This is a genomic window from Streptomyces sp. LARHCF249 (genome assembly GCF_052871255.1).
Genome location: NZ_JBIXJQ010000002.1, coordinates 464,016 through 490,604, shown reverse-complemented (window position 1 = coordinate 490,604; position 26,589 = coordinate 464,016). Strand labels below are relative to the sequence as shown.

Annotated in this window: 25 protein-coding genes and 3 tRNA genes; 14 read left to right on the top strand and 14 right to left on the bottom strand. The window is 73.0% G+C overall.

Annotated elements, in window-relative coordinates:
* The first annotated feature begins 20 nt into the window (after nucleotides 1-20).
* The gene (locus ACIPUC_RS07060) at nucleotides 21-911 is read left to right on the top strand and encodes an NAD(P)-dependent oxidoreductase (protein ID WP_446587167.1); all 891 of its coding nucleotides are present in this window, start codon (nucleotides 21-23) and stop codon (nucleotides 909-911) included.
* 17 nt (nucleotides 912-928) lie between these two features.
* Here ACIPUC_RS07060 and ACIPUC_RS07055 read toward each other — a convergent pair whose 3' ends face one another.
* The 3 genes from ACIPUC_RS07055 to ACIPUC_RS07045 all read right to left on the bottom strand — a co-directional run bounded on the left by ACIPUC_RS07055 (nucleotide 929) and on the right by ACIPUC_RS07045 (nucleotide 3,338).
* Entirely contained in the window at nucleotides 929-1,753 is an 825-nt protein-coding gene (locus ACIPUC_RS07055) for an EI24 domain-containing protein (protein ID WP_446587166.1), read from the bottom strand.
* A 75-nt stretch (nucleotides 1,754-1,828) separates the two neighbouring features.
* Nucleotides 1,829-2,251, bottom strand: coding sequence for an organic hydroperoxide resistance protein (locus tag ACIPUC_RS07050; RefSeq protein ID WP_446587165.1), 423 nt, complete (start codon nucleotides 2,249-2,251; stop codon nucleotides 1,829-1,831).
* 64 nt (nucleotides 2,252-2,315) lie between these two features.
* On the bottom strand, nucleotides 2,316-3,338 hold the full coding sequence (locus ACIPUC_RS07045; RefSeq protein WP_446587164.1) for an NADP-dependent oxidoreductase: 1,023 nt from the start codon (nucleotides 3,336-3,338) through the stop codon (nucleotides 2,316-2,318).
* Nucleotides 3,339-3,433: 95 nt separating this feature from the next.
* On the opposite strand from ACIPUC_RS07045, the gene ACIPUC_RS07040 reads away from it, so the two are divergent.
* Nucleotides 3,434-3,856 carry a MarR family winged helix-turn-helix transcriptional regulator gene (locus ACIPUC_RS07040; protein ID WP_446587163.1) on the top strand — a complete coding sequence of 141 codons (423 nt, stop codon included), beginning with the start codon at nucleotides 3,434-3,436 and terminating at the stop codon, nucleotides 3,854-3,856.
* Nucleotides 3,857-3,865: 9 nt separating this feature from the next.
* Here ACIPUC_RS07040 and ACIPUC_RS07035 read toward each other — a convergent pair whose 3' ends face one another.
* Nucleotides 3,866-4,594, bottom strand: a complete 729-nt coding sequence (locus ACIPUC_RS07035) for an SCO2400 family protein (protein WP_446587162.1) — start codon at nucleotides 4,592-4,594, stop codon at nucleotides 3,866-3,868.
* A 153-nt stretch (nucleotides 4,595-4,747) separates the two neighbouring features.
* Here ACIPUC_RS07035 and ACIPUC_RS07030 point away from each other — a divergent pair, with 153 nt between their 5' ends.
* On the top strand, nucleotides 4,748-5,257 hold the full coding sequence (locus ACIPUC_RS07030; RefSeq protein WP_446587650.1) for a hypothetical protein: 510 nt from the start codon (nucleotides 4,748-4,750) through the stop codon (nucleotides 5,255-5,257).
* Nucleotides 5,258-5,268: 11 nt separating this feature from the next.
* Here the strand turns inward: ACIPUC_RS07030 and ACIPUC_RS07025 are convergent, their stop codons facing one another.
* Nucleotides 5,269-5,979 carry an esterase/lipase family protein gene (locus ACIPUC_RS07025; RefSeq protein WP_446587161.1) on the bottom strand — a complete coding sequence of 237 codons (711 nt, stop codon included), beginning with the start codon at nucleotides 5,977-5,979 and terminating at the stop codon, nucleotides 5,269-5,271.
* Nucleotides 5,980-6,200: 221 nt separating this feature from the next.
* On the opposite strand from ACIPUC_RS07025, the gene ACIPUC_RS07020 reads away from it, so the two are divergent.
* Both ACIPUC_RS07020 and ACIPUC_RS07015 read left to right on the top strand, forming a co-directional pair.
* Nucleotides 6,201-7,238 carry a rod shape-determining protein gene (locus tag ACIPUC_RS07020; RefSeq protein ID WP_446587160.1) on the top strand — a complete coding sequence of 346 codons (1,038 nt, stop codon included), beginning with the start codon at nucleotides 6,201-6,203 and terminating at the stop codon, nucleotides 7,236-7,238.
* Nucleotides 7,235-8,788 carry a sensor histidine kinase gene (locus tag ACIPUC_RS07015; protein ID WP_446587159.1) on the top strand — a complete coding sequence of 518 codons (1,554 nt, stop codon included), beginning with the start codon at nucleotides 7,235-7,237 and terminating at the stop codon, nucleotides 8,786-8,788. Before ACIPUC_RS07020 ends, ACIPUC_RS07015 begins: the two co-directional genes overlap by 4 nt.
* 36 nt (nucleotides 8,789-8,824) lie before the next feature.
* Here the strand turns inward: ACIPUC_RS07015 and ACIPUC_RS07010 are convergent, their stop codons facing one another.
* Complete coding sequence (locus tag ACIPUC_RS07010; RefSeq protein WP_446587158.1) at nucleotides 8,825-9,265, bottom strand: Lrp/AsnC family transcriptional regulator; 441 nt, start codon at nucleotides 9,263-9,265, stop codon at nucleotides 8,825-8,827.
* A 69-nt stretch (nucleotides 9,266-9,334) separates the two neighbouring features.
* Here ACIPUC_RS07010 and ACIPUC_RS07005 point away from each other — a divergent pair, with 69 nt between their 5' ends.
* Both ACIPUC_RS07005 and ACIPUC_RS07000 read left to right on the top strand, forming a co-directional pair.
* Nucleotides 9,335-10,018, top strand: coding sequence for a LysE family transporter (locus ACIPUC_RS07005; protein ID WP_446587157.1), 684 nt, complete (start codon nucleotides 9,335-9,337; stop codon nucleotides 10,016-10,018).
* 20 nt (nucleotides 10,019-10,038) lie between these two features.
* A complete protein-coding gene (locus ACIPUC_RS07000; RefSeq protein ID WP_446587156.1) occupies nucleotides 10,039-11,427 on the top strand; it encodes a carboxyl transferase domain-containing protein in 1,389 nt (462 codons plus the stop codon).
* Here the strand turns inward: ACIPUC_RS07000 and ACIPUC_RS06995 are convergent.
* Entirely contained in the window at nucleotides 11,366-12,235 is an 870-nt protein-coding gene (locus ACIPUC_RS06995; RefSeq protein ID WP_446587155.1) for an AraC family transcriptional regulator, read from the bottom strand. The two genes, ACIPUC_RS07000 and ACIPUC_RS06995, sit on opposite strands and share 62 nt — an antisense overlap.
* A gap of 48 nt (nucleotides 12,236-12,283) precedes the next feature.
* Here ACIPUC_RS06995 and ACIPUC_RS06990 point away from each other — a divergent pair, with 48 nt between their 5' ends.
* Complete coding sequence (locus tag ACIPUC_RS06990; RefSeq protein WP_446587154.1) at nucleotides 12,284-12,646, top strand: cupin domain-containing protein; 363 nt, start codon at nucleotides 12,284-12,286, stop codon at nucleotides 12,644-12,646.
* Nucleotides 12,647-12,656: 10 nt separating this feature from the next.
* On the opposite strand, the gene ACIPUC_RS06985 is transcribed toward ACIPUC_RS06990, so the two are convergent.
* Nucleotides 12,657-13,880, bottom strand: coding sequence for an MFS transporter (locus ACIPUC_RS06985; protein ID WP_446587648.1), 1,224 nt, complete (start codon nucleotides 13,878-13,880; stop codon nucleotides 12,657-12,659).
* A 252-nt stretch (nucleotides 13,881-14,132) separates the two neighbouring features.
* Here ACIPUC_RS06985 and ACIPUC_RS06980 point away from each other — a divergent pair, with 252 nt between their 5' ends.
* On the top strand, nucleotides 14,133-15,290 hold the full coding sequence (locus tag ACIPUC_RS06980; protein ID WP_446587153.1) for a carboxylate-amine ligase: 1,158 nt from the start codon (nucleotides 14,133-14,135) through the stop codon (nucleotides 15,288-15,290).
* A gap of 71 nt (nucleotides 15,291-15,361) precedes the next feature.
* On the opposite strand, the gene ACIPUC_RS06975 is transcribed toward ACIPUC_RS06980, so the two are convergent.
* From ACIPUC_RS06975 to ACIPUC_RS06965, 3 genes are all read right to left on the bottom strand, one after another.
* Nucleotides 15,362-15,435, bottom strand: a tRNA-Ile gene (locus ACIPUC_RS06975).
* Nucleotides 15,436-15,627: 192 nt separating this feature from the next.
* Nucleotides 15,628-15,700 (bottom strand) — tRNA-Asn (locus ACIPUC_RS06970).
* A 5-nt stretch (nucleotides 15,701-15,705) separates the two neighbouring features.
* Nucleotides 15,706-15,778, bottom strand: a tRNA-Asn gene (locus ACIPUC_RS06965).
* 145 nt (nucleotides 15,779-15,923) lie between these two features.
* On the opposite strand from ACIPUC_RS06965, the gene ACIPUC_RS06960 reads away from it, so the two are divergent.
* From ACIPUC_RS06960 to ACIPUC_RS06945, 4 genes are all read left to right on the top strand, one after another.
* A complete protein-coding gene (locus ACIPUC_RS06960) occupies nucleotides 15,924-16,226 on the top strand; it encodes a YtxH domain-containing protein (protein WP_446587152.1) in 303 nt (100 codons plus the stop codon).
* Between the two features lie 67 nt (nucleotides 16,227-16,293).
* A complete protein-coding gene (locus tag ACIPUC_RS06955; protein ID WP_446587151.1) occupies nucleotides 16,294-17,742 on the top strand; it encodes an FGGY family carbohydrate kinase in 1,449 nt (482 codons plus the stop codon).
* A 122-nt stretch (nucleotides 17,743-17,864) separates the two neighbouring features.
* Nucleotides 17,865-19,598, top strand: a complete 1,734-nt coding sequence (locus ACIPUC_RS06950; RefSeq protein WP_446587150.1) for an ABC transporter ATP-binding protein — start codon at nucleotides 17,865-17,867, stop codon at nucleotides 19,596-19,598.
* Nucleotides 19,595-21,517 (top strand): ABC transporter ATP-binding protein, encoded by a 1,923-nt coding sequence (locus ACIPUC_RS06945; RefSeq protein WP_446587149.1) that lies wholly within the window; start codon nucleotides 19,595-19,597, stop codon nucleotides 21,515-21,517. The genes ACIPUC_RS06950 and ACIPUC_RS06945 overlap by 4 nt, the downstream gene beginning before the upstream one ends.
* Nucleotides 21,518-21,578: 61 nt before the next feature.
* On the opposite strand, the gene ACIPUC_RS06940 is transcribed toward ACIPUC_RS06945, so the two are convergent.
* Entirely contained in the window at nucleotides 21,579-22,664 is a 1,086-nt protein-coding gene (locus ACIPUC_RS06940) for an RNA polymerase sigma factor (protein ID WP_446587148.1), read from the bottom strand.
* A gap of 332 nt (nucleotides 22,665-22,996) precedes the next feature.
* On the opposite strand from ACIPUC_RS06940, the gene ACIPUC_RS06935 reads away from it, so the two are divergent.
* Nucleotides 22,997-23,572, top strand: a complete 576-nt coding sequence (locus ACIPUC_RS06935) for a hypothetical protein (RefSeq protein ID WP_446587147.1) — start codon at nucleotides 22,997-22,999, stop codon at nucleotides 23,570-23,572.
* A 45-nt stretch (nucleotides 23,573-23,617) separates the two neighbouring features.
* On the opposite strand, the gene ACIPUC_RS06930 is transcribed toward ACIPUC_RS06935, so the two are convergent.
* Nucleotides 23,618-25,696, bottom strand: coding sequence for a molybdopterin oxidoreductase family protein (locus ACIPUC_RS06930; RefSeq protein ID WP_446587146.1), 2,079 nt, complete (start codon nucleotides 25,694-25,696; stop codon nucleotides 23,618-23,620).
* Between the two features lie 124 nt (nucleotides 25,697-25,820).
* Nucleotides 25,821-26,585: a glucose 1-dehydrogenase gene (locus ACIPUC_RS06925; protein WP_446587646.1), complete on the bottom strand. Its 765-nt coding sequence runs from the start codon at nucleotides 26,583-26,585 to the stop codon at nucleotides 25,821-25,823.
* Between the last annotated feature and the right edge of the window lie 4 nt (nucleotides 26,586-26,589).

Sequence of the window (26,589 nt, the reverse complement as noted above, 5' to 3'; positions counted from 1 at the left end):
CTGCCACCAGGCTAAACGCCATGACCGACACCACGCCTCGAAACGCGCTCACCCTGCTCGGCCTCGGCGACATGGGCACCGCCCTGGCCCGCACCTGGCTCGCCGCCGGGCACCACCTCACCGTCTGGAACCGCACCCCCGCCAAGGCCGGGCCGCTGGCCGCCCGGGGCGCCGTCGTCGCCGGGACCGCCGCCGAGGCGGTGGCCGCGAACCGGCTCGTCGTCGTGTGCCTGCTGGACGACGCCAGCGTCGGCTCCGCCCTGGACGGCATCGATCTGACCGGCAAGGACCTGGTCGACCTCACCACCGGCACCCCGGCCGAGGCCCGCGCGCGGGCCGCCTGGGCCGAGGAGCGCGGGGCCCGGTTCGTCGACGGCGGCATCATGGCCACGCCGACGATGATCGGGGTCCCGGAGGCCGGCGGCTACGTCTTCTACAGCGGCTCGCGCGGGCTCTTCGACGCCCACCGCGCGGTACTGGAGGTCCCGGCCGGCGCCCGCTTCGTCGGCGAGGACCCGGGCCATGCCGCGCTGCACGACGTGGCGCTGCTCAGCGCTATGTACGGGATGTTCGCGGGCGTCTCGCACGCCTACGCGCTGATCGAGGGCGAGGACGTCTCCCCGGAGGACCTGGCCCCGCTGCTGTCCGAGTGGCTCGGCGCGATGGGCTTCTTCGTGGGCAACGCCGCCGAGCGGCTGAGCTCGCGGGACTTCACCACCGGGGTGGTGTCCGGCCTGGCCATGCAGGTCGCGGCCACCGGCACCCTCCTGCGCACCGCCGAGCAGCAGGGTGTCAGCACCGAGCTGATCTCCCCGTACCTGGAGCTGATGCGCCGCCGGCTGGCCGCCGACCCGGCCGCCCACGGGGCCGAGGACACGGCCGGGGCGATCACTCTGCTCAAGCGCCCCTGATCACGAGGACGCGGTGATCACGAGTACGCGGGCGGCGGCGGTCCGAAACCTCCGGCCGTGATCCCCGGCCCGGCCCCGGCCCCGGTCTGCGCCGACGGGGCTTCGTCGGCCCCCGTCAGGTCGCGTGCCATCAGGGTGGCGCCGGCCACCGCGCCCGGCATCAGGAACACCGCGGCCAGCGGGACCAGGAACGCCAGCACCAGCGGCACCCCGAAGCCCAGCACCAGCGTCCGCCGCGACCGCAGCAGCACCAGCCGCTCGGGCAGCTCCATCTTGCGCCGCTGCAGGGCGACGGCGGTGAGCTCCTGGCTCAGGAAGTACCCGGAGACGCAGAACCCGAGGACCGGGACCACGGTCTGCCCGATCAGCGGGATGAAACCGAGGGCGAAGAGCACGATCCCGTACAGGAGCAGCCGGCCGAGCGCCTTCACGCTGTCGCGGGCCGAGACCCACAGCTCCAGCCACAGCGGGAGCCCGGACTCGGGGACCTCGCCGCCCTCGGTGCGGTCGACCTGCTCGGAGAGGGACTCGTAGAAGGGCTGGCCGATCAGCAGGGTCACGGCCGTGAAGGTGATGACGGAGAGGAAGAGGCCGAGGCAGAAGACCAGCGCGGTCAGGAAGTTCCGGAAGAGCCCGAGCCACGGCGAGGACCAGCCGTCGGCGAAGGGGGTGGCCCAGGCGGCGAGGTCGTCGGCGCCGTGGCCGAGCCCGATCAGCGCGCCCGCGTACAGGACGAGGGACACCAGCCCGGGCAGCAGCCCGAAGCCCAGCCACCGTCCGTGCCGCAGCACCCATCGCTGCCCGGCCAGCAGATACCGGAATCCCCCCGCAAGATCACGCATGGGCCCAGTTTAGGGCGCCCCCACGGCGAAGGCCGCACCCCGTCGGGGTGCGGCCTTCAGCGAGCGGGTGCCGGATCAGACGGCGAGCTCGACGGTGATGTTGCCGCGGGTGGCCTTGGAGTACGGGCAGACCTCGTGGGCCTTCTCGATGAGCTCCTTGGCGGTGGCGGCGTCCACGTTCGGGATCACGGCGGAGATCTTGACGATCAGGCCGAAGCCCTCGTCGTTCTTGCCGATGCCGACCTCGGCGGTGACCGTGGAGCCGGAGATGTCGGCGTTCACGTTCTTCGCGACGACACCCAGGGCGCCCTGGAAGCAGGCGCTGTAGCCGGCGGCGAACAGCTGCTCCGGGTTGGTGCCGGCGCCGCTGCCGCCGAGCTCCTTCGGCGGGTTCACGACGACGTCGAGCGAGCCGTCGTGGGTGGCGACGCGGCCGTCACGGCCGTTCTCGGCGGTGGCGACAGCGGTGTACGCGACGTCGGACTGCGTGATGGACATGAAGAAAATCCTCCAGGTGAATCGCCGTGACTCGCGCCCACGACCACAGCGGTGTGGAGTGAGCCTAACCGGTGAAAGAAACGATCATCTTTCCGGTGTTCTCGCCGCGCAGCATGCCGAGGAAGGCGGAGGCCGCGTTCTCGACCCCTTCGACGACCGTCTCGTCGTACCGGAGTTCGCCGGAACGGAGCCATCCGGCCACGTCCTGGACGAACCGCGGCTGGAGGCCGGCGTGGTCGTTGACCAGGATGCCCTGGAGGCGCAGGCGCTTGCCGATGACCTGCATCAGGTTGCGCGGGCCGGGGGCGGCCTCGGTGTCGTTGTAGTGGGCGATCGCCCCGCACAGGGTGGCGCGGCCGTTCACGTTCAGGGAGGAGATCGCGGCCTCCAGGTGGTCCCCGCCGACGTTGTCGAAGTAGACGTCGATGCCCTCGGGGGCGGAGCCGCGCAGCTGCTCGGCGACGGGGCCGTTCTTGTAGTTGAAGGCGGCGTCGAAGCCGTACTTCTCCGTGAGGAGCGTCACCTTCTCGTCCGAGCCGGCGGAGCCGATCACCCGGGAGGCACCCTTGATCTTCGCGAACTGGCCGACGAGGCTGCCGACCGCGCCCGCCGCGCCGGAGACGAAGACGGCGTCGCCCTCCTTGAAGGAGGCGACCTCGAAGAGGCCGGCGTAGGCGGTCAGGCCCGGCATGCCGAGCACGCCGAGGTAGGCGGAGAGCGGGGCGAGCGAGCCGTCCACCTTGGTGGCGTGCTTCGCGTCGAGCTCCGCGTACTCGCGCCAGCCGAGGCCGTGCAGGACGTGGTCGCCGACCGCGAAGCCCTCGGCGGCGGAGGCGACGACCTCGCCGACCGCGCCGCCGTCCATCGGCCGGTCGATCTGGAAGGGCGGTATGTACGACTTCACGTCGTTCATCCGGCCGCGCATGTAGGGGTCCACGGACATGTGGAGGTTGCGCACGAGGATCCGGCCGGGGGCGGGCTCGGCGGATACGGGGACCTCGCGCAGGGCGAAGTCCTCGGCGACGGGCCAGCCCTGCGGGCGACGGACGAGGTGCCACTCACGGCTGACGGCAGGGATCTGGGACATGCGGCGCTCCTGGTAAGAACGAAAATGCTTCACTAGGTGAAACAACCATGCGCCTGGATATTTCATGTTGTCAAGTAAATGGGTACGCTGGATCCATGCCCAGTCGTCGCGCAGACCCAGTGACCGTCGAGGTCGTCGAACTCATCGGCGACGTCGTGGCCCGCTATCACATGGAGTACGAGCACGCGGCCGCCAGCCACCAGCTCACCGGCGCCCAGGCCCGGGTACTGAACCTGCTGGCGCTCGAGCCGCTGCCGATGCGCCGGATCGCGCAGAAGCTCAGGTGCGAGCCCTCGAACGTGACCGGCATCGTGGACCGGCTGGAGACCCGCGGCCTCGTCGAACGCCGGCCGGACCCCGCCGACCGGCGGGTCAAGCTGGCGGCCCCCACCGAGGAGGGCGTGCAGACCGCGGACCGGCTGCGCGAGTCGCTGGACTTCGCGCGCGAACCGCTGGCCGGCCTGTCGGCGGAGGAGCGGACGGCCCTGCGGGACCTGCTCAGGCGGATGCTGGCCTGATCCGTCGGCTCAGAACCAGCCGCAGAACAACCAGCAGTCGTCCTTCGGCGGGGGCGGGGGCGGCGGCGCCGGGGACGCAGGCGGCGTCGACGTCACGGAACCGCTCGGCGTCGGCTTCGCCGAACCACTCGGCTTTGCGGAACCCCCCGGACCGGGAGTACCGGACGCCGGCCCCGACGTCGCCGGCGCGGGGGCGGGGGCGGAAGACGCCGGTCCCGGCTGCGTGACGTCCGCGGAACCCGCCGCTGGCCCGCCCGTCTTCGAAGCGGTCCCGGTGGCCTTCCCGGCTCCGGGGGCCTTCCCCGTCGCGGCGGGCGCGGGGGCGCGCGGAGTCGAGGCGTCCGGCAGCGGCGCGGGCTGCTGGGGACCGTCGTCGGTCAGCACCACCGTGGCGGCCCGGTCGCTGCGCTGCCCGTCGGCGGCCATGTTCCCCACCGCCAGCGTGCCGGCGGTCGCGAGCAGCAGTCCGAGCCCGGTGGTCAGCACGGTCCGGCGGCGCCTGCGGTGGGTGGCGCGGCGGCGCGCCCCGGCCCGCCGCTCGTTCGGCGCGGACAGCACGACGAGCGAGTCCGCGTACACATCGGCCAAGGTGGCCTGCGGCGCGGGCTCGGCCACCACGGCAGAAGGCGCCGCGGGCGCGACGGGCGGCGCGGGCATCAGGTATTCGGCCGGGGTTCCGCACCCGGCGCACGCCAGTGCGCCGTTGAGGTGCCTCCGACAAGCGGGGCAGTAGTTCATAGCGCCCGCAGGCTACGCGGTCCGCGGCAACATCCGGATCCCGGGAACGTAAGGATCCTGTGTGGAATCGTGGAGTCCGTGACAGTGAACCCCCCTCGGCCGGCCCGGGGACCCTTCGGGCCGGCGGCCTTCCAACTGGTGCTGCTGCGCCGGATGGCGGACTTCCAGCCGGACCTGGCCGACGAGGCCCGGCGGCGGCTGGGCGCCTCGCTCGCGGAGCAGCGGGAGGCGAACAAGCGCTGGCAGGCCATGGTCCGCTCCCCCCGCTCCCGCGGGGCCCTGGCCCGCTACCGCTCGGTGCTCGGCCCGCCGGAGTCCGCCGGGCCCCGCCGGATCGGGGACCTGGAGTGCGAGGCGCTGCTGTGGCCGCTGCCGCTCTGGCCGGACCTGCGCTTCGAGGTGCTGGCCGCGCCGGACGGGGCGGTGTGGAACGAGTGGCTGGTACGGGCCCCCGGCGCGGGGGGACCCGTACTGGAGTCGGCGGACGATCTGCGGCCCTGGTCGGCGACGGTGGACGAGGTGGCCCGGGCGTTCGCCCCGGTGCGGCCGATGGAGGGGACCGCGCCGACCCGCTGGCGCCTCGCGTTCACCGACCGGGGCAGGCCCTGCGTGGCGGAGTTCACGTACGGCCTGCTCCAGCGGGTCGCCGTGGTCGACGACTGACCGGTACGGCACTACGAGGCGAGGAAGGCCCGTACGCCCGCCGAGGTTCCGTCGTCGCCGAGCAGGTCGTTGTGCTTCAGGCAGCCCACCGGCGTGTTGACGGCTCCGGTCAGCGGGACGCTGTCGTCCGGGTTGACGACCTCGTCGCAGTTCGACCAGAGGGTGGCGTACCGGACCGCGCCCGGGGTCTCGTCGCCGCCGTTCAGGTTCTTGACCACGTACGAGCCGGGGGTCATGTCCCTGCACGCCTGGTCCCACAGGGCGCAGGCCCAGGCGGTGGAGGTGCCGCGGTTGGGCCCGGCCAGGGAGACCCAGTGGTCCACGGTCGCCGTGCCGCCGCCGAACTTCACGTACCAGCGGCTCACCAGCGAGCCGAAGGAGTGCGCGACGACGTCGACCTTGGCGGCGCCGGTCTGCCGGCGGACCTCGTCGACGTACGCGCCGAGCCGCCCGGCGAGGACCTCGTTGACCGACTGGTGGGTGTCGTAGCCCCAGGAGAAGAGTTCCGAGTCGGCGTACCCGCCGGCCCGCAGGTCCTCGCGCAGGCTTCCCCAGACCCCCGGGTCGGCGTTGTAGCCGTGCACGAAGACCACGGGAGTGCGCGATGACGCCTGGTCAGGGCCAGGGCCCGTCCCCCGGTCGGCGGCATGGGCGGAGAGGGGCGCCGGCAGCGCCAGGCAGAGTGTCAGGAGGGCAGGCATTCCCTGGCGGGCCGTCAGCATCGGGTCCCCTTTACCTTGTTACGGGCGAGTAGCGCGTGCGGTGCGCGCATGCTGCTGCCTGTCGGTACAGAAATCCACCCCCATGCAGGCGCGAAACGGCCCCACGACACCCCCGGCCGGAGCAGCCCAACAGGCGGTAAGTCCGGAAAGCCCGCGATGATATGGAATGTGACCGGCACCCCGCCGGTCCTCTTGCGTCAGCGCTCTCGGGAGGATCTGCCGTGACCGTCAGTCTTGAGCAGTTGCGCCGCTGCCACGTCGCCGTCGACCTGGGGGCGGCCCGGACCCGCGTGTACGTCAAGGGCGCCGGCCTCGTCGTCGACGAGCCCAGCGTCGCCGCGGTGAACACCCGGACCGGCGCGCTCATCGCCGTCGGGACGTTCGCCGAGCGGATGACCGGGCGGACGCCCGACTACATCCGGGTCGTACGCCCCGTTTCCGGCGGCACCGTCGTCGACATCGAGATGGCCCAGCGGATGCTGCGCCACCTGCTCGGCGAGAAGCTGCGGCGCGCCCTGCGCCGCAAGCCGCGGCTGCGGGCCGCCGCCTGCACCCCGCACGACGCCGACCCGCTGGCCCAGCGGGCGGCGGTGGAGACCCTCGTCGGACTCGGCGCGCGCCGCGTCGAACTGGTCGACACCCTGATCGCGGCGGCCGTCGGCTGCGGACTGCCCGTGGAGCAGCCGACCGCGACGATGATCATGGTGTGCGGGGCCGCGGCGACCCAAGTGGCCGTCCTGTCCCTGGGCTCGATCGTCACCGCCGAGCGGATCCCCGTCGGCGGCGAGGCCATCGACCACGCGGTGGTCCAGCACCTGCGCCACGCGCACGAGCTGATGCTGCCCAGCCAGGCGGTCCGGCCGCTCCAGCTGGCCCTGCACGGCAACGGCATCACCGCCGAGGGACCGGCCTCCACCCTCATCCACGGCCGCGACGTGGCCACCGGACTGGCCCGTTCCGTCCAGGTGGACACGGCGGCGGTGCGGGACGCGATCCACACCCCGCTGACCGCCGTCCTCGACGGCATCGGCAAGGTGCTGCGGGACTGCCCGCCCGACCTGGTCGCGGACCTGACGGACAAGGGGATCATGATGGTGGGCGGCAGCGCCCTGCTGCCCGGCCTGGACCAGATGCTCCGCGACGCCACCGGGATGCCCGTCGCCATCGCCGAACGGCCGGACGTGTGCGCCGTGCTCGGTCTCGGCGCCATGCTGGAAGGGAAGATCGCCCCTATGGTCCTCAACCCGCTGGCCGAATGACCCATCCCGAGCCGCAGCAGGCGAGCCTCCCCGTACTGCTGGAGGCGGTGCTCAGCGTCGGCTCCGAGCTGGAGCTGCACTCGACCCTCCAGCACATCGTGGAATCCGCTGCCGAGCTCTGCGCGGCGCGCTACGGAGCGCTCGGGGTCGTCGACCCCGAGCGCTCCCGGCTGACCGGGCTGTTCACCACCGGGATGACCGATGCGGAGCGGGCCGCGATCCCCCGCCTGCCGGACGGGCGCTCCGGCCTGCTCGGAGCCCTGACCAGGGACCCGCGCCCGCTCCTGCTGGACGACCTCGCGCAAGACCCCCGGGCGGCCGGCCTCCCGCCGGGCCACCCTCCCATGCGCAGCTTCCTCGGCGTGCCGATCCGGGTGCACACGGAGGTCTTCGGCAACCTCTACCTCACCGAGAAGCGCGGCGGCGGCCCCTTCACCGACACCGACCTCTCCCTGCTGCGCGTCCTGGCCTCGCAGGCCGGCATAGCGATCGGCAATTCCCGGCTGTACGAGACCGCGCGCCGCCGGGAGCGCTGGATCGAGGGCGCCGCCGCCGTGACGACTGCCCTGCTGACCGGGCGCCCCGCGGCGGACGCGCTGATGTGCGTGGCCGAACGCGCCCGGCTGCTCGCGGACGCGGCGGCCGGGGTGGTGCTCCAGCCGACCCCGGAGGGCGGCATGGAGATCGTGGCGGCCTCCACCCAGGGGGATCCCGGGGACCTGGTGGGGACGGCGATCGCCCCCGGTTCGCCCGTGCTCGAGCAGTTGCTGGGCGGCGAGCCGGTCTTCATAGAGGACTCGGCCACGGACCCCCGGATGACCACGCACGTCCGGGAGCGGTTCGGGCCCAGCATGATGCTGCCGCTCCAGAGCGGCGGCCAGCTGATCGGCACCCTCGCCCTGCCGCGGGACCGGGGCGGTCGCCCGTACGACGCCGTGGACCGGCTGCTGGCCTCGCAGTTCGCCTCCCAGGCGGCGCTGGCCCTCGTCCTGGCGGACGCGCAGCACGACCGGGAGCAGCTCGCGGTGTACGAGGACCGCGACCGGATCGCCCGGGACCTGCACGACCTGGTCGTACAGCGGCTGTTCGCGACGGAGATGATGCTGGAGAGCACCCTGCGCCGCTCCTCGAACGCCCCTTCCGGGGACCTGGTGGGCGACGAGCTGAGCCTCGCCGTCGATGAGCTGGACTCCACCATCCAGGAGGTCCGGACGGCCATCTTCGCCCTGCAGCAGCCGCCGACCGACGCCCCGACGACGTTCCGCGGCCGGGTCCTGCGCGAGACGGGCGGCGCGGCGGTGCTGTTCGGCTTCCAGCCGTCGGTGAGGTTCGCGGGAGCCGTGGACGCGCTGCTTCCGGAGCCGGTGGCGGGCGACCTGCTGTCCGCGCTGCGCGCGGCCCTGGCCGGGGCGCACCGGCGCAGCGACGTGACCTCAATCGACGTGGAGGTGGACGCGAGCCCCACCGGGGTGCGCCTGACCGTGGCGGACGACGGGCGTACGGAGTCGGGGACGCGGGGCACGACGATGACGTGGGAGTCGGCGCTGTAGCCGTTCCGGGCTGCGCTGTGCGGGGTTGGGCCGGGGCTACGAGTGGGGCGGCCGTGTGGCGGCGCGGAGGGCGATCCGGGTGTTGGACTGGGCCACCCCCGCCTCCCGTTTCAGGCGGCGCAGCAGGGTGTCGAGGGCGGCGGGGTCGGCGGCGCGGGCGCGTACGAGGTAGTCGTGCTCGCCCGTCACGTGGACCACCTCGGTGATCCCGGCGAGCTTGGAGACCTGCCGTTCGAACTCCTCGTTGGTGGTGTCCTGGCGCAAGGTGACGTCGATGAACACCACGAGCCCGCCGGCGGTGTCGGCGGCCGGATCCACCACGACCGTGAAGGCGCGGATCACCCCCTCCCGGCGCATCCGGCGCACCCGGTCGGCAGTGGCGTTGGCGCTGAGGCCGACACGGACGCCGAGGTCGCGGTACGAGATCCGCGCATCCTGCTGCAGAATGCCGAGGATTTCCCTGTCGAGGCGGTCCATACCGCGATTCTCGCAGTCGGGGCCGATATGCGCGCCCGTCCGGCGGCCCCCGGGTCGGAACCTCCCCCCATGAGCGAACTGATGACACCGGCCCTGGCGGGCACGGCCGCGGGCCTGGGCGTGGCGATGCCGATGGGTGCGATGAGCGTGCTGCTGCTCCAGGAGGCGATGCGCGACCGCCGGACGGCCGTGGCGGCTGCCGCGGGCATCGCGGTGGTCGACCTCGGCTACGCGGCGCTCGCCACGGCGCTGGGCCCCTGGGTGGCCTCCCGTGTCTCCCCGGTCGAGGCGTGGGTCCGGCTGGCCTCGGCGCTGATCCTCCTGGCCATCGCCGCCCACGGCTTCACGAGGTCCCGCCGGACCGGTCCGGCCCCGCCGGCGTTCGGGGCGCGGGGTCCGGGGCCGAGCCCCAGGCCGGGAACCGCGACCGGCCAGGGGGCGGCAGACGCACCGCGCCCCCGGCCGGCCAAGGCCTTCGCGCGGTACGCCGGCCTGACCGCGATCAACCCCACCACCGCCCTCTACTTCGCCGCCCTCACCACCGCGCAGGGCGCAGCCCTCGGCACCGGCCCGGCCGCAGCCGCCTTCCTCGTCGGCGTCGGCGCCTCCTCCCTCCTGTGGCAGCAGGCCCTCGTCGCGCTCGGCGCACTCGCGGGAAGCCGCATCTCACCGACCGCCCGCGCCTGGACCTTCCGGCTCGGCTACGGCCTGGTCGCCGCGTACGCGATCAAGATCGCCCTTCCGCTCCCCTGAACAACGCCTAGGGTGGCCCCGTGACGACCCGCCTCTCGGCCCGCGCGGCCATCGCCTCCGTGACCGACCCCGGCAGCTTCACCGAACTCCCCCCGCCCGCAAGCACATCGACGGCCGACGGGCCCCTGGCCTGGACCGGCTACGACGACTCCCTGGCCCGCGCCCGAGCGCGCACCGGCGAGCGGGAGTCCGTCGTCACCGGCACCGCCCGCATCGGCGGCCGCGAAGCCGCCCTGATCTCCTTCGAGTTCGGCTTCCTCGGCGGTTCGCTGGGCGAGCGCACCGGGGACCGGCTCGAAGCCGCGTACGCCCACGCGCGCGAACACGGCCTCCCGCTCGTCTCCCTGATCGCCACCGGCGGCTCCCGCATGCAGGAGGGGATGCTCGCGCTGACCCAGCTCCAGCGCGTGGCCCGCCAGTGCGTCCTGACCCGCGCCGCCGGGCTCCCCCAGATCGCCGTGCTGCGCGATCCGACCACCGGCGGCGGCTGGGCCACCCTCGGTGCCGGGGCCGACGTCGTCCTCGCGCTGCCCGGAGCCCAGGTCGGCTTCGCAGGCTCCCGGGTGCGGCCGGCGGACGCGGACCCGGCGGCGTACTGCGCCGAGGGCCAGTACGCGGCGGGCCACGTGGACGCCGTCGTCGATCCTGCGGAGCTCCCCGGGACCCTGTCCGACTGGCTCCGCGTGCTGGCCGCGCCCGGGGCCGACGGTCCCGTCGAGCCCCCGGCCGCGCTGGCAGAAGTGACGCCGCCCGCCACGGGCTGGGACGCGGTGCTCCAGGCACGCCATCCGGACCGGCCGCGCGCCGAGGCGTACCTGGACGCGTACTTCACCCTCCGGCTGCCCCTCTCCGGGGACCGGGCGGGCGGAACCGACCCCGGGATGCTCTGCGGATTCGGGCTGCGGGAGGGCCGGGCCGTGGCGTACGCCGCCCAGTGCGGCACGGCCACCCGCCCGGCTGGATACCGTACGGCCGCCCGCGTGATCCGCCTCGCGGACCGGCTCGGCGTCCCCGTGCTCACCCTGGTGGACACCCCGGGCGCGGCCAACGACGCCGCCGCCGAACACGCGGGCGCGGGCGCGGCCATCGCGGACGCCTTCGCCGCGCTGGCCGCGGCCACCGTCCCCGTCACCACCCTGCTGATCGGCGAGGGCGGTTCGGGCGGCGCCCTCGCCCTGGCCGCGCCCGGGAACACCTGGGTCACCCCGGACAGCTACTTCTCGGTCATCGCCCCGGAACTGGCGGCGGCCATCCTCAAGCGCCCCCCGGCGGACGCCCCCGCCACCGCTGACCAGCTCCGCATCCGCCCCCAGGACCTGGTGGCCCTGGGGGTGGCCCGCGGAATCGTCACTCCCCGGGACCAGGCCGTCTCTTCGGCGGCTTCACGTCCACCGTGTCCAGGCGCGTGATCCGCCCGGACCGGGCGAATCGCGCCGGGCTGGTCCCCACGTGCCGCCCGAAGTGCCGCGTCAGGTGCGCCTGGTCGTAGAAGCCCGCGGCCGCGGCCGCCTCGGCCGGCCGCATCCCGGCCAGCAGCAGCCGCCGCGCCACCGCGACCCGCCGCCCGGTGAGGTACGCGTGCGGCGGCAGCCCGTACGCCTTCCGGAAGCTGCGGATCAGGTGCGTGGGGTGCACGTGTCCCAGCTCCGCCGACGCCTCCTCCAGGGTGATCCCCTCGGCCACCCGGGCGTCGAGCAGCTCGCGCAGCCGTACGGCGACCCCCGCGCCCGGGGCCCCGTACGCCGCCGCCCCGCGCCCCGACAGCCACCGGTGCAGCCTCTCCCGTACGAAGGCCAGCCGCGACTCGGCTTCGAAGGGGTCCCGCTCTCCCAGCGCCCGGTGCAGCCGGTGCACGCGCTCGCGCAACGCCGGGTCGAGCAGCAGCGGGGCGTCGACGGCGGCCCCGGCCAGCGCCTCCGGCAGCACGGAGGTGTCCAGGTACAGCACCCGCTTGCGGAAGCCGGCCTCGGTCACCGTCCGCCCGTCGTGGGGCACCCCGGGCGGCAGCAGGGCCACCGCCTCGCCGACGCCGACGCCGTGCCGCTCGCGGTCCAGCGCGAAGTCGACCCGGCCGCCGTCCAGGATCATCAGCGCCCAGGTGTCGTGCACGTGGGCCGGGTACGCGTGGTCGGTGAACCGCGCGTGGAAGACCTCGGCGATGCCCGGCACCGCCGGCTGCCAGGCGGAAACGGTGCTGCGCGGACGTATCGCGGCCATGTCAGGAACGTACAAGACCGCCGCCACCCGCCCCCGCAGGCTGTCCACATGACGACATCGAAGGTCAACATCACCGAGAAGCTGGCCGGTTTCACCGAGCAGTGGGCGCCGCGCCGCATCGCGCGCGTCAACGACTACGAGGTGAAGGTCGCCAAGGTGCGGGGCGAGTTCGTCTGGCACGCCCACGAGGACACCGACGAGCTGTTCCTCGTGGTCGGCGGCACGCTGACGATCCATCTGCGCGACGGCGACGTGGTCCTCGGCCCCGGCGAGATGTACGTGGTCCCGCGCGGGGTGGAACACTGCCCGGCCGCGGACGAAGAGGCCGCGATCCTGATGTTCGAGCCGTCCGGCACGGCCAACACCGGGAACGCGGGCGGCGCCCGCACCAGGGAGCCGGTGGAAGCGTAGGGCCCGGGCGTCAGGCCTGTGGCGAGCGCGCGTCGTAGCGGGCGAAGCCCCGCCACCGCAGTGCGAGCAGGCCCAGCACGAGCACGCAGCCGAGGCCGCCGCCCGTGATCGCCACGGCCGGGGAGGTCAGGTCCGCGGCGGTCCCGGCCAGGAAGTCCCCGAGCCGGGGACCGCCCGCGACGACCACGATGAAGACGCCCTGGAGGCGGCCGCGCATGTCGTCCGGGGTGGCGGCCTGGAGCATGGTGGTCCGGAACACCATCGAGACGGTGTCCGCGCATCCGGCCAGGGCCAGGAAGAACAGCCCGAGCCACAGGTTCCGGGTGAGCCCGAAGACCGCGATGGCCAGCCCCCACGCGCCGACGGCGCACAGGATCGCCAGCCCGTGCCGGCGGATGCGGCCCTGCCAGCCGGAGAACAGCCCGCCGAGCAGCGCTCCGACGGCGGGCGCGGCCACCAGCAGGCCGACCGTCTTGGCGTCGCCGCCGTACCAGAGCACCGCGACGGCCGGGAACAGCGCCCTGGGGTGCGCCAGCACCATGGCGGCCATGTCGGTGAAGAAGGTCATCCGGATGTTGGGCCGGGTCCCGAGGAAGCGCAGGCCGTCGACGACCGAGGCCCTCCCCCGCGCCCCCTCGGCACGGTCGGGCTTCATCGACGGCAGCCGCCACATCGCGTAGAGGGCGGCGAGGAAGGTGAGCGAGTCGATCAGGTACGCCGCCTGGTACCCCCACCAGCCGACGATCAGCCCGCCCAGCATCGGGCCCGCCATCGTCCCGGAGGTCATCGTCACGGAGTTCAGCGCGTTGGCGGCGGGGAGCTGAGCGGCCGGCAGCAGCCGCGGGATCATGGCGGACCTGGCCGGCCCGGAGAGCGCCCCGCACACCGCCTGGAGCGCGACGACGGCGTACAGGAACCACACGCGGTGGTAGCCGAGCAGCGCGGCGGCGGCGAGCGCGACCGACAGGGCGGCGGCGCCCAGCGAGCTGTAGAGGCCGAGCTTGCGGCGGTCGACGGTGTCGGCGATGGCCCCGCCGTAGAGCCCGAAGACGACGAGCGGGACGAGCGCGAAGAGTCCGACGAGCCCGACGGAGAAGCTGGACCGGGTGATGTCGTAGACCTGGAGCGAGATCGCGAGGGCCGTCATCGCCTGGCCGACCCAGGAGATGGTGCCGCCGACCCACAGCCGCCGGTAGTCGCGGGACGTGCGCAGCGGGGTGAGGTCGGCGAACATGCGCCGCTGCGGGCGTTGGGGAGCGGCGATAGGGGGCACAGCGGATGATAACCGGCGACCGGCGGCCACCTCCTGGGCTTTTTCCGTGTGCACGCACCGGCACCAGGCACCCCACCCGGATCCCCGGCCCCACACCGGACCGGTCCTTGCCGCTAACTCGCCACTATCACCTGGTTTTTGACCGAATCGACGTGCGCTCCTCGCCTGGTGTTCAGCTCATGATGAAAAGACTCGTATGTCCAGGGAGGCGTAGTGATCGAACCTGGCAACAGCACCACGAGCACCGGCACCGGGCAGAAGACGGTGCGCCCCGCCGTTCCCCTCACCGTCGGCGTCGAGGAGGAGTTCCTCCTCGTCGACGCCCGCACCTTCCGGGTGGTCCCCGCCGCCCCGCTCGTCCTCGCCACGGCCGGCGGGCTGCCGGGCGAGCTGCACCCCGAGGGCACCCGCTACCAGGTGGAGATCTCCACCCCGATCGCCCATTCGGCGGACACGCTGCGCGAGGAGCTCGCCGGCCTGCGGCGCACCCTCGGCCGGGCCGCCCGTGCCCACGGCTGCCGCCTGCTGGCCGCCCCCTCGCCGGTCGTGGCCGTGGAGCAGCCGCTGCACCTGACCGACGACGAGCCGCGCCAGCGCGAGCAGCACCGCCGCTTCGGCGCGCTCACCGACACCCTGGTGAGCTGCGGCCGGCACATCCACGTCGGCACCCTCGACGTGGACACGGCGGTCGCGGTGTCCAACCGGGTCAGACCCTGGCTGCCGACGCTGATCGCGCTGGCCGCCAACTCGCCGTTCTGGGGCGGCCGTGACACCGGCCACGCCAGCTGGCGGGCGATGGCCTGGTCGGGCTGGCCCTCGGCGGGGCTGCCCCCGCACTTCACGTCCACGGCGGACTTCCGGCGCTCGGTGCAGACGCTGCTCGGCTCGGGCGCGGCGCTGGACACGAAGATGGTCTATTGGGACCTGCGCCCCTCGGGGCACTGGCCGACGCTCGAGATCCGGGCGCCCGACATGTCCCCGTACCTCGACACGGCCGTCCTCCAGGCCGAGCTGGTCCGCGCGCTGGTGTCCACGGCATTGGGGGAGATCGCGGAGCAGCGCCCAGATCCACCCGTACGGGACGACGTACTGCGCCTGGCGCGCTGGCGGGCGGCCCACGACGGCCTGGAGGGCTTCGGCCTCGACCCGTACACCGGCGCCGAACTTCCGGCGGCCGATCTCGCGGAGGCCCTGCTGGACCTGGTCGCCCCGGCCCTGGCCGCCTCGGGCGACCTCGATCACGCGGCCAAGACCCTGGCGGGCCTGCTCCGCGACGGCTCGGGCGCCCACCGCCAACGCGTCGCATTCGCCCGCCGCCAGGATCTGACGGACGTACTGCGCCACCTCGCGGACGAAACGGAGAACTTCTAGCCCCGAATCCCCGAACTCCCGGAATACGCCAAAGCCGCAGGTGCGATCGTTTCTGCACCTGCGGCTCGCGGTGGGGCGGGTGGGACTCGAACCCACGGCCGACGGATTATGAGTCCGCTGCTCTAACCGGCTGAGCTACCGCCCCTTCACGGCGTGGCGCGTACATGTGTGCGCGCCGTCTGCCGCAGCATAGCCGCTCATACGATCTCCTGCCTCGGATGCCCCGCATGATCGGCTTCGCCTGCTCAGAGAGACCGCGCTGAGGGCTGCCCGGTTCCCGGACGGGGGCGACAAAAAGAAAAGAAGAGGACCCACCAGGGCCCTCTTCTTCTCGTTGCTCCCCCGGCTGGACTCGAACCAGCAACCCTCCGGTTAACAGCCGAATGCTCTGCCAATTGAGCTACAGGGGATCGCGCTCCCCCGACTGGACTCGAACCAGTAACCTGCCGGTTAACAGCCGGCTGCTCTGCCAATTGAGCTACAGGGGATTGCTGCGGTGCATCGAACGGCCCACCTCCGGCCTTGCCGGAGGGCGAGTGCCCGTTGCGAGTCATAGATTAGCGCAAGCAGGGGGGTGCTCCGCCAATCGGTATCGACAGCAGGCCGGGCACCACACGACGAAGGGTGGCAGGCATGCGGTACAAGGTCACGTTCGTGGTCGGACTGGCCCTCGGGTACGTGCTCGGAACCCGGGCCGGGCGCGAGCGCTACGAGTCCCTGAAGAAGTCCGCGCGGGAGATCGCGCAGAACCCCGCGGTGCGCAACGCCGCGGAGAGCGCCGGGCACACCGGGCGCGAATTCGCGGGGAAGGCCTTCGCCGCGGTGAGCGACAAGGTGGGCGACGCGGTACCCGCATCCCTGGCCGGACGGGTGCGGGGACTGCGCGACCGGGTCGGCGGCGGCGGCGAGGACGACTGGGGCACCAGCAACACCTGAGGCACCTGAGACATCCGAGGCGACGGAGGCGGCGGAGACCGGCCCGGCGTGCGGCAGAATTCTCCGCATGGGGATAGTCGCCGGGCTGGACAGCTCTTCCGCCTTCACTCGCATCGTCGTCTGTGACACCGACACCGGTGCCGTGCTGCGCCAGGGGTACGCACCCCATCCACAGCCCACCGGGGAACCCGACGGCTCGAGCCCCTACGAGACCGATCCGCAGGCCTGGCTGCTCTCGCTCGGCGAGGCCGCCGGCGGCGGGCTCCTCGAAGGGGTCCAGGCCATCGGGGTCTCCGCGCAGCAGCACGGCCTGCTGCCGCTCGACACGCAGGGCGGGCTCGTGCGCCCTGCCCTGGTCGGCAACGACAAGCGCGGGCAGGTCGCCGCGGCCGACCTCGTCGACGCCTTCGGCGGCCGGCAGGCGTGGGCCGAGGCGGTGGGCTCGGTCCCGCACGCCGCGCAGCCGCTCGCGAAGCTGGCCTGGCTGGCCCGTACCGAGCCCGAGGCCGCCCGCCGGGTGGCCGTGGTGATGTCCCCGCACGACTGGCTGGTGTGGCAGCTGCTGGGCCGGCCGGCCCGCCGTACCACCGACCGGGGCGGTGCCTCCGGTACCGGGTACTGGTCGGCGGCCACCGGTTCCTGGCGGCCCGACCTGGTCGAGCTGGCGCTGGGCCACATGGCGCTGCTGCCCGAGGTGCTCGGCCCGGCCGATGCCGCCGGGACCACGCCCGAGGGGCTGCTGATATCCGCCGGCACCGGCGAGACGATGGCCGCCGCGCTCGGGCTGGGTCTCGGCCCCGGCGACGCGGTGGTCTCGCTGGGTGCCTCCGGGTCGGTGATGGCGGTGCACCACGAGGCGCTGTCGGAGCCGGGCGGCCTGATCACCTCGCTGGCCGACGCCAGCGGCATGCACCTGCCGGTCGTGAACACCTCCAATGCCGTACGGGCCCTGCGCGGCACCGCCGAGCTGCTGGGCACCGACCTGGAGGGGCTGTCCGAGCTCGCGCTGAAGTCGACGCCGGGCGCGCACGGCCTCGTCCTCCTGCCGTACCTGGAGGGCGAGCGGACGCCGAACCTGCCGCACACCGCCGGGACCCTGTCCGGGCTGCGCCGGGACTCGATGAAGCCGGAGCACCTGGCCCGGGCCGCCTTCGAGGGCATGCTGTGCGGGCTGGTGGACGCGCTCGACGTGCTGCGCTCGCGCGGGGTCGAGATCCGCCGGGTGTTCCTGCTGGGCGCGGCGGCCGAGCTGCCCGCCGTGCAGGCCGCGGCCCCGGGGCTGTTCGGGACGCAGGTCGTCGTCCCCGCGCCGGCCGACTACGCGGCGCTCGGCGCGGCGCGCCAGGCGGCGTGGGCGCTCGGAGTGGCGCAGGGCACGCTGGCCCCGCACACCCCGCCGGTCTGGCCCGCCGCGGCGGCACAGGTGTTCGAGCCGGGCGAGGAGTTCCCCGCCTGGCAGGCCGTGCGCCAGCAGTACGTCGCGACGCGGGAGCAGATCCACCCCGGCGCGTTCTAGGTCCGGCGTCGCAGGGCGGTCTACTCCTTTTGACCGGCCTTTGCGAAAACTGCTGGGGATCGGGCCCCCGGTTGGCAGAAGATGGGGTGAACCCCCTCGATCATGCCGACCGGAGCCTGCGCGTGCTCATACGACTTCTGCGGACCCATCTGGGTCCGTACCGCAAACCCATCGCCCTGCTGGTGCTGCTGCAGCTGCTCCAGACCAGTGCGAGCCTCTACCTGCCCACCCTCAACGCGGACATCATTGACAACGGTGTCATCAACGGTGACACCGGCTACATCCTGCGCTTCGGCGCACTGATGCTCGGCGTCTCGCTGGTCCAGCTGGTCTGCAACGTCGGGGCCATCTACTACGGCGCCCGCACGGCGGCGGCCTTCGGCCGGGACGTGCGCGCCGCCGTCTTCGACCGCGTGCAGAGCTTCTCGGCGCGGGAGCTCGGCCAGTTCGGCGCGCCGTCGCTGATCACCCGTACGACGAACGACGTCCAGCAGGTCCAGATGCTGGTGCTGATGACCTTCACCCTGATGGTCTCGGCGCCGATCATGTGCGTCGGCGGCATCGCCATGGCGCTGTCGCTGGACGTGAGGCTGTCGGGCGTCCTGCTCGCCGTGGTTCCCGTGCTCGGCCTGTCGGTCGGCGCGATCGTCTTCCGGACGCGGCCGCTGTTCCGCACGATGCAGGAGCGCCTGGACACCGTGAACCGGGTGCTGCGCGAGCAGATCACCGGCAACCGGGTGATCCGCGCCTTCGTCCGCGACGACTACGAGAAGGATCGTTTCCGGGACGCCAACGCCGACCTGACCGGCGTCTCGCTGGCCACCGGCAAGCTGCTGGCCTACATGTTCCCGACCGTCATCGTGGTCGTGAACGTCTCCAGCGTCGCCGTCATCTGGTTCGGTGCGATGCGCGTCGACAGCGGCGGCATGGAGGTCGGCCAGCTGACGGCCTTCCTCGCCTACCTGATGCAGATCGTCATGTCCGTGATGATGGCCACCTTCATGTTCATGATGGTGCCGCGCGCCGAGGTCTGCGCCGAGCGCATCCAGGAGGTCCTGGACACCGATTCCAGCGTGGTCCCGCCCGCCGACCCGGTGCGCGAACTCACCCGGAGCGGGCGCCTGGAGCTGCGCGGCGCCGACTTCCGCTACCCCGGCGCCGAGGCCCCGGTGCTGCGCGGGATCGACCTGCTGGCACGCCCCGGCGAGACCACGGCCGTCATCGGCTCCACCGGAAGCGGCAAGTCCACGCTGCTGGGCCTGGTCCCGCGGCTGTTCGACGCGACCGGCGGCGAGGTGCTGGTCGACGGGGAGGACGTACGGCGGCTCGATCCGGCCCTGCTCGCCAAGACGGTCGGCCTGGTCCCGCAGAAGCCGTACCTGTTCTCCGGGACCGTCGCCTCCAACCTGCGCTACGGGCGCCCGGACGCGACCGACGAAGAGCTGTGGCAGGCGCTGGAGGTGGCCCAGGCCAAGGAGTTCGTGTCCGCGCTGCAAGGCGGTCTGGAAGCGGCCGTCACGCAGGGCGGAACCAATGTCTCCGGCGGGCAGCGCCAGCGTCTGGCCATCGCCCGCACCCTGGTGCAGCGCCCGGAGATCTATCTCTTCGACGACTCCTTCTCGGCCCTGGACTACGCGACGGACGCGGCGCTGCGCGCGGCGCTCGCCCGCGAGACCGAGGACGCGACCGTGGTGATCGTCGCCCAGCGGGTCTCCACGATCCGCGACGCCGACCGGATCATCGTCCTGGACGAGGGGCAGGTCGTGGGCGAAGGGCGACACCACGAGCTGATGGCCGGCAACGAGACCTACCGGGAGATCGTGCTCTCCCAGCTGACGGAGGCGGAGGCCGCATGAGCGGGCCCGGAGGACGGATGATGGCGGGACCGGTCCAACGGTCCATGGATTTCAAGGGGTCGGGCAAGCGGCTGCTCGGCCAGCTCGCGCAGGACCGGGCCAGGCTGTGGGGCATGGTCGTGGCCGTCGTCGGCAGTGTCGGCTGCGCGGTCGTCGGCCCCAAGATCCTGGGCGAGGCCACCGACCTGGTCTTCGCGGGGATCGTCGGGCGGCAGATGCCGGACGGGCTGACCAAGCAGCAGGCGCTTGAGGGGCTGCGCGCCGAGGGCCGGGACGGCATGGCGGACATGCTCTCCGGCACCGACTTCACGCCGGGCCAGGGCATCGATTTCGGCGCGGTCGGAGTCGTGGCGATCTGGGCGCTGGTGGTGTTCACCCTCGCCGGACTGCTGATGCTGGTCGCCACCAGGATGTCGAACCACGTCATGAACGGCACCCTGTACCGGATGCGCGAGGAGCTCCAGGGCAAGCTGTCGCGGCTGCCGCTGTCGTACTTCGACCAGCAGAAGCGCGGCGAAGTGCTCAGCCGGGCCACCAACGACATCGACAACATCGGCCAGACGCTCCAGCAGACGATGGGGCAGCTGCTGAACTCGCTGCTGACCATCGTGGGCGTGCTCGCGATGATGTTCTGGATCTCGCCGCTGCTGGCGCTGGTCGCGCTGGTGACCGTGCCGATCTCGGTCTTCGCCGCGGCGAAGATCGGCAAGAGGTCGCAGCCGCAGTTCGTGGCGCAGTGGAAGACCACCGGTGTGCTCAACGCGCACATCGAGGAGATGTATTCGGGCCACGCGCTGGTCAAGGTCTTCGGCCGGCAGAAGGAGTCCGCGGCCGTCTTCGCCGAGCAGAACGAGGCGCTGTACCGCGCCTCCTTCAAGGCGCAGCTGGTCAGCGGCATCATGCAGCCGGTGATGTTCTTCATATCGAACATCAACTACGTGCTGATCGCCGTCGTCGGCGGGCTCCGGGTCGCCTCGGGCAGCCTGTCGATCGGTGATGTGCAGGCCTTCATCCAGTACTCGCGGCAGTTCTCGATGCCGCTGACGCAGGTCGCCACGATGGCGAACCTCATCCAGTCCGGCGTCGCCTCGGCGGAGCGGGTCTACGAGCTGCTGGACGCGGCGGAACAGGAGCCGGACGCCGAGGTTCCGGAGCGGCCGGAGACCGTGCGCGGCCAGGTCACCCTCGACAAGGTGGCCTTCCGCTACGAGCCGGACAAGCCGCTCATCGAGAACCTCTCGCTGACCGTCGAGCCCGGGCACACGGTCGCGATCGTCGGCCCGACGGGTGCGGGCAAGACCACGCTGGTCAACCTGCTGATGCGGTTCTACGAGGTCACGGGCGGGGAGATCGCCCTGGACGGGGTGGACGTCGCGAAGATGACGCGAGAGGAACTGCGCGGCTCCATCGGCATGGTGCTCCAGGACACCTGGCTGTTCGGCGGCACCATCGCGGAGAACATCGCCTACGGTGCCTCGCGCGAGGTCACGCGCGCCGAGGTCGAGGAGGCTGCGCGGGCGGCCCATGCGGACCGCTTCATCCGCACCCTGCCGGACGGCTACGACACCGTCCTGGACGACGAGGGCGCGGGGGTCAGCGCGGGTGAGAAGCAGCTGATCACCATCGCCCGGGCGTTCCTCTCGGACCCGGTGATCCTGGTGCTCGACGAGGCGACGAGCTCCGTGGACACCCGTACCGAGGTGCTGATCCAGAAGGCGATGGCGCGCCTGGCGCACGGCCGTACGTCCTTCGTGATCGCGCACCGGCTGTCCACGATCCGCGACGCGGACGTGATCCTGGTGATGGAGAGCGGTTCGATCGTGGAACAGGGCACGCACGAGGAGCTGTTGGCGTCGGGCGGCGCGTACGCGCGGCTGTACGCGGCGCAGTTCGCGCAGGCGGTGGCCGAGGTCGACTAGCCGGCGGCGGCCGGACGGTGGGGTGGGGGCGTCCTTCGGGGCGCCCCTTCCGGTTCCCTCCTCAGTCCAGATAGCCCCGCAGCTGGTCGGCGAAGGCGTGGTCGCGCAGCTTGTTGAGGGTTTTGGACTCGATCTGGCGGATCCGCTCGCGCGTCACGCCGAAGATCCGGCCGATCTCCTCCAGGGTGCGCGGGCGCCCGTCGTCGAGCCCGTAGCGCAGCTGGACGACCTTGCGCTCGCGCTCGCCGAGGGTCGACAGCACGGCTTCCAGGTGTTCGCGCAGCAGGAAGAACGCGGCGGATTCCACGGGGGAGGCGGCGTCGCCGTCCTCGATGAGGTCGCCGAGCGCGACGTCGTCCTCCTCGCCGACCGGGGCGTGCAGGGAGACCGGCTCCTGGGCGAGGCGGAGCACCTCGAGGACCCGCTCGGGGGTCAGTTCCAGGTGGGCGGCGACCTCTTCGGCGGTGGGCTCGTACCCGCGCTCCTGGAGCATGCGGCGCTGTACGCGCACGACGCGGTTGATCAGCTCCACGACGTGGACCGGGACGCGGATGGTCCGGGCCTGGTCGGCGAGGGCCCGGGACATCGCCTGCCGGATCCACCAGGTGGCGTAGGTGGAGAACTTGAACCCTCGGGCGTAGTCGAACTTCTCGACGGCACGGATGAGCCCGAGGTTCCCCTCCTGCACGAGGTCGAGCATGGTGAGCCCGCGGCCCACGTAGCGCTTCGCGACGGAGACGACGAGGCGCAGGTTCGACTCGATGAGACGGCGTTTGGCCATCCGCCCCATGACGACGAGTTTGTCGAGGTCGAAGGCGAGCTGGGAGTCGAGGTCCGGGGTGCCGGCGAGCTTCTCCTCGGCGAACAGGCCGGCTTCGACGCGCCGTGCGAGGTCGACCTCCTCGGCGGCGGTGAGCAGCGGGATCCTGCCTATCTCGCGCAGGTACTGCCGGAACAGGTCGGCGGACGGACCCGCCGCTCCGCCCCCGCTGTCCACGCGCTTGCGCGGGGCCGGCACCTTCTCGATGTGTTCGATCTGCTCGACCAGGTCGAGGGGCTCTGGCTCGTCGTCCATGGCCTCGGCCTCGGGTTCGGGCTGATCGGTCACGGTCAGGGTGACGGTCGGGGGCTGCGTCTGGGTCTGCACGGGGGCGACCTCCAGGGGTCCGAGGACTCAGGCACCGCAACTCAGTGTGGGGTACGACACATCGCTGCCACGAGGGGCGTGCGAGCACTTTCTGCAGCCGGTGCGTGACCGGATGGTTACCCGCCGGGGGCCCTGCCGAAGCGGTCCGCACCCATGTCCGATCCCGTGCCCGGTCCGGTGCCCGGTCCGGTGGCCGGTCCCTGTCCGGCCCGCCGCCGCGGCGGGGCGGTGCGCCGTCGACGGGTGGCGGAGCCGGACCGGTGCGATGCTGAAACGCACGGCTGACGTAGGAGCCGCAGGCAGGCCACCGGCCCGAACCGCGGGGGTGTCCCGTGTCGAACCCGAATCCGCCCCCTGGATGGCAGCGCCGGGACAGCGGCCCCCCGGCCGGACCCCTCACGCACGGCCCGCCGCCGGCCCGGAGAAGGCGGCGCATCGTCCTGGGCGTCGTCCTCGGCCTCCTGGGCGCGGTGGTGCTGGTGGTCGTCGCCGGGGCGCTGGTCACCATCGTCCCGGACGGCGGTGGCGGCGGCACGAAGGACGGGGAGAGCGCGCCGCCGGCGACACCCTCCGTCAGGAGCTCCCTGCCCCGGGCGCCGGCGTCACGGGCGTCACCGGCGGGAGATCCGGGACCGGTCGGCGACGTGCGGATCACCTCGTGCGGGGTGGACCGGGTCACTCAGTGGCCGTCGGCGAAGCTGTTGATCACGAACCGCAGCGGTGAGACCAGCACGTACATCGTCGGCGTCGAGTTCATCGGCCCGTCGGGCGTCCGGCTCGCCGAGGGCGCGGCCCTCAGCAACGACCTCGCCCCGGGGCAGCGGGCGGAGGCGACCGCCGGCGCCCTCGAGCAGGTTCGGGAACGGGTCACGTGCAAGGTGACGAAAGTGACCCGCTTCGCGTCCTGATCCCGACGGCCAGGGCGGCGAGGGCGGCCAGGGCGGCGAGGCCGGCTAGGCCGGCTCGACGCGGACCGCGCAGACCTTGAACTCCGGCATGCGGGAGACCGGGTCCAGGGCGGGGTTGGTCAGGGTGTTGGCGCGGCCCTCGCCCGGCCAGTGGAAGGGCATGAAGACGGTGTCGGCGCGGATGGTGTCCGTGATGCGGGCCGGGGCCACCGCGCGGCCGCGGCGGGAGGTGACCGCCAGCGGGCTCCCGTCGACGGCGCCGAGGCGGGCGGCGAGGCGGGGGTGGAGTTCCACGAAGGGGCCGGGGGCGGCCGCGTTGAGCTCCTCGACGCGGCGGGTCTGGGCGCCGGACTGGTACTGGGCGACCACGCGGCCGGTGGTGAGGAGCAGCGGGTAGTCGGCGTCGGGGACCTCGGCGGCGTCCCGGTGGGAGACGGGGACGAAGCGGGCCAGGCCGTCGTCGGTCGCGAAGCGGTCCAGGAAGAGGCGGCGCGTGCCGGGGGAGCCGTCCGGGCAGGGCCAGAAGACGCCCTGTTCGGCCTCGATACGGGCGTAGCTGATGCCCGAGTAGTCGGCCGGGCCGCCGGCGGAGGCGCGGCGCAGTTCGTCGAAGACCTCCTCCGGGGCGGTGGGGAAGCCCTTCTCGACGCCGAGGCGGGCGGCGAGGCCGTGCAGCACTTCCAGGTCGGTGCGGACCCCGGCCGGCGGGGTGAGGGCGCGGCGGCGGAGCAGGACGCGGCCCTCCAGGTTGGTGGTGGTGCCGGTCTCCTCCGCCCACTGGGTGACCGGGAGGACCACGTCCGCGAGGGCGGCGGTCTCGGAGAGGACCACGTCGGCCACGGCGAGGAAGTCCAGGGAGCGGATGCGCTCCTCGATGTGGGCGGCTCGGGGGGCCGAGACCACCGGGTTGGAGCCCATGAGGAGGAGGGCGCGGACGTCGGTGCCCAGGGCGTCGAGGAGTTCGTACGCGCTGCGGCCGGGGCCGGGAAGGGCGTCGGGGTCGACGCCCCAGACCCCGGCCACGTGCGCCCGGGCCGCCGGATCGGTCAGCTTGCGGTAGCCGGGGAGCTGGTCGGCCTTCTGGCCGTGCTCGCGGCCGCCCTGGCCGTTGCCCTGGCCGGTGAGGCAGCCGTAGCCGGAGAGCGGGCGGCCGGCCCGGCCGGTGGCCAGGCACAGGTTGATCCAGGCGCCGACGGTGTCGGTGCCCTTGGACTGCTGCTCCGGGCCCCGGGCGGTGAGGACCATCGCGGAGGAGGGCGCGCAGAACATCTCGACCGCCTCGCGGAGCTTGGGCACGGGCACGCCGGTGATGCGTTCCACGAGCTCGGGCCAGTGGGCCATGGCGGCGGCCCGGGCCGCCTCCCAGCCGGTGGTCCGGTCCGCGATGAACTCCTCGTCCGTGTGCCCCTCCGCGACGACGAGGTGCAGCATGCCGAGGGCGAGCGCGAGGTCGGTGCCGGGCCGCGGGGCGAGGTGCAGGTCGGCCTGCTCCGCGGTGCGGGTGCGGCGGGGATCGATGACGATCAGGGTGCCGCCGTTCGCCTTCAGCTCGGTGAGGTAGCGCAGGGCGGGCGGCATGGTCTCGGCGAGGTTCGAGCCGACGAGGATCACGCAGCCGGTGCGGGGGATGTCCTCCAGCGGGAAGGGCAGCCCCCGGTCGAGCCCGAAGGCCCGCTGGTGCGCGGCGGCGGCCGAGGACATGCAGAAGCGGCCGTTGTAGTCGATCTGCGAGGTGCGCAGGGCCACCCGGGCGAACTTGCCGAGCGCGTACGCCTTTTCGTTGGTGAGCCCGCCGCCGCCGAAGACTCCGACGGCGTCCGGCCCGTACGCGCGGCCCGTGCGGGCGAGGCCCTCGGCGACCTTGTCGAGGGCCTCCTCCCAGGTGGCCGGTTCGAGCCGCCCGGCGTGGGTGCGGACGAGCGGTCCGGTCAGGCGTACCCGGGAGGAGAGCACGGCGGGGGCGGTACGGCCCTTGCCGCACAGCGCGCCCCGGTTGACGGGGAAGTCCGCCCGCTCCTCCACCGCGACGCCTTCGCCGCCCGGTTCAGGGCGGAGGTTCATACCGCACTGCAGCGCGCAGTACGGACAGTGCGTGGCGGTGGCGGCTGCTTCCGGGGTGTGCATACGGCCCAGCCTGCGACGGCGGTGTTACACGGGCCGCCGCCCCGCGTTACAAGTCGGCCAGCTCCGGCTCAGCAGCGCCCGACTGCGCCTGTGAGGCCCGGCTCGCCGCACGGCGGTCCGAGGGTCAGCGGCCCGTCAGGTGCTTCACGGTCGGGCCGGCCGTCCAGCCGCCGTCGACCGCGAGCTCGGCGCCCGTCATGTATCCGGCGGCGTCCGAGAGCAGGAACGCGACGGCGGCGGCGATCTCCTCGGGGACTCCGACGCGGCCCATCGGGGCGCCGGGGTAGTTGCCCTCGCCGGCCTGGATGCCGACGGGGGCGGTCATCGGGGTCAGCGTCATGCCGGGGTGGACGGAGTTCACGCGGATCCGGGCCTCGGCGAGCTCGACCGCGCCGATCTTCGACAGGCCGCGCACGCCCCACTTGGACGCGCCGTACCCGGCGGTGAGCGCGAGGCCGGTCAGGCCCGCGGCGGAGGAGATGTTGACGATGGAGCCGCCGCCGTTCGCCCGGAGCAGCGGGATCGCGGTCTTGATGCCGATGAACACGCCGACCAGGTTGATCTCCACGACCTGCCGGAAGTGCTCGACGCTCTCGTGCTCCAGGAACTGGCCGGTGGCTATCCCGGCGTTGTTCACCAGTCCGTCGATGCGGCCGAACTCGGCGACCGCGTACTCCAGTGCCGCCTGCCAGTCGGTTTCGCTCGTCACGTCGTGCCGCAGGAAGCGGGCCGAGCCGCCGAGCTTCGCGGCCGTCTTCGCGCCCTCCGCCTCCAGCACATCGGTGACCAGCACCCGGCCGCCGCCGTCCACCACGGCCTGCGCCGCCGCGGCGCCCAGACCCCGGGCTCCGCCGGTGATGACGACGACCTTGCCGCTGAGATCCACCACAGCC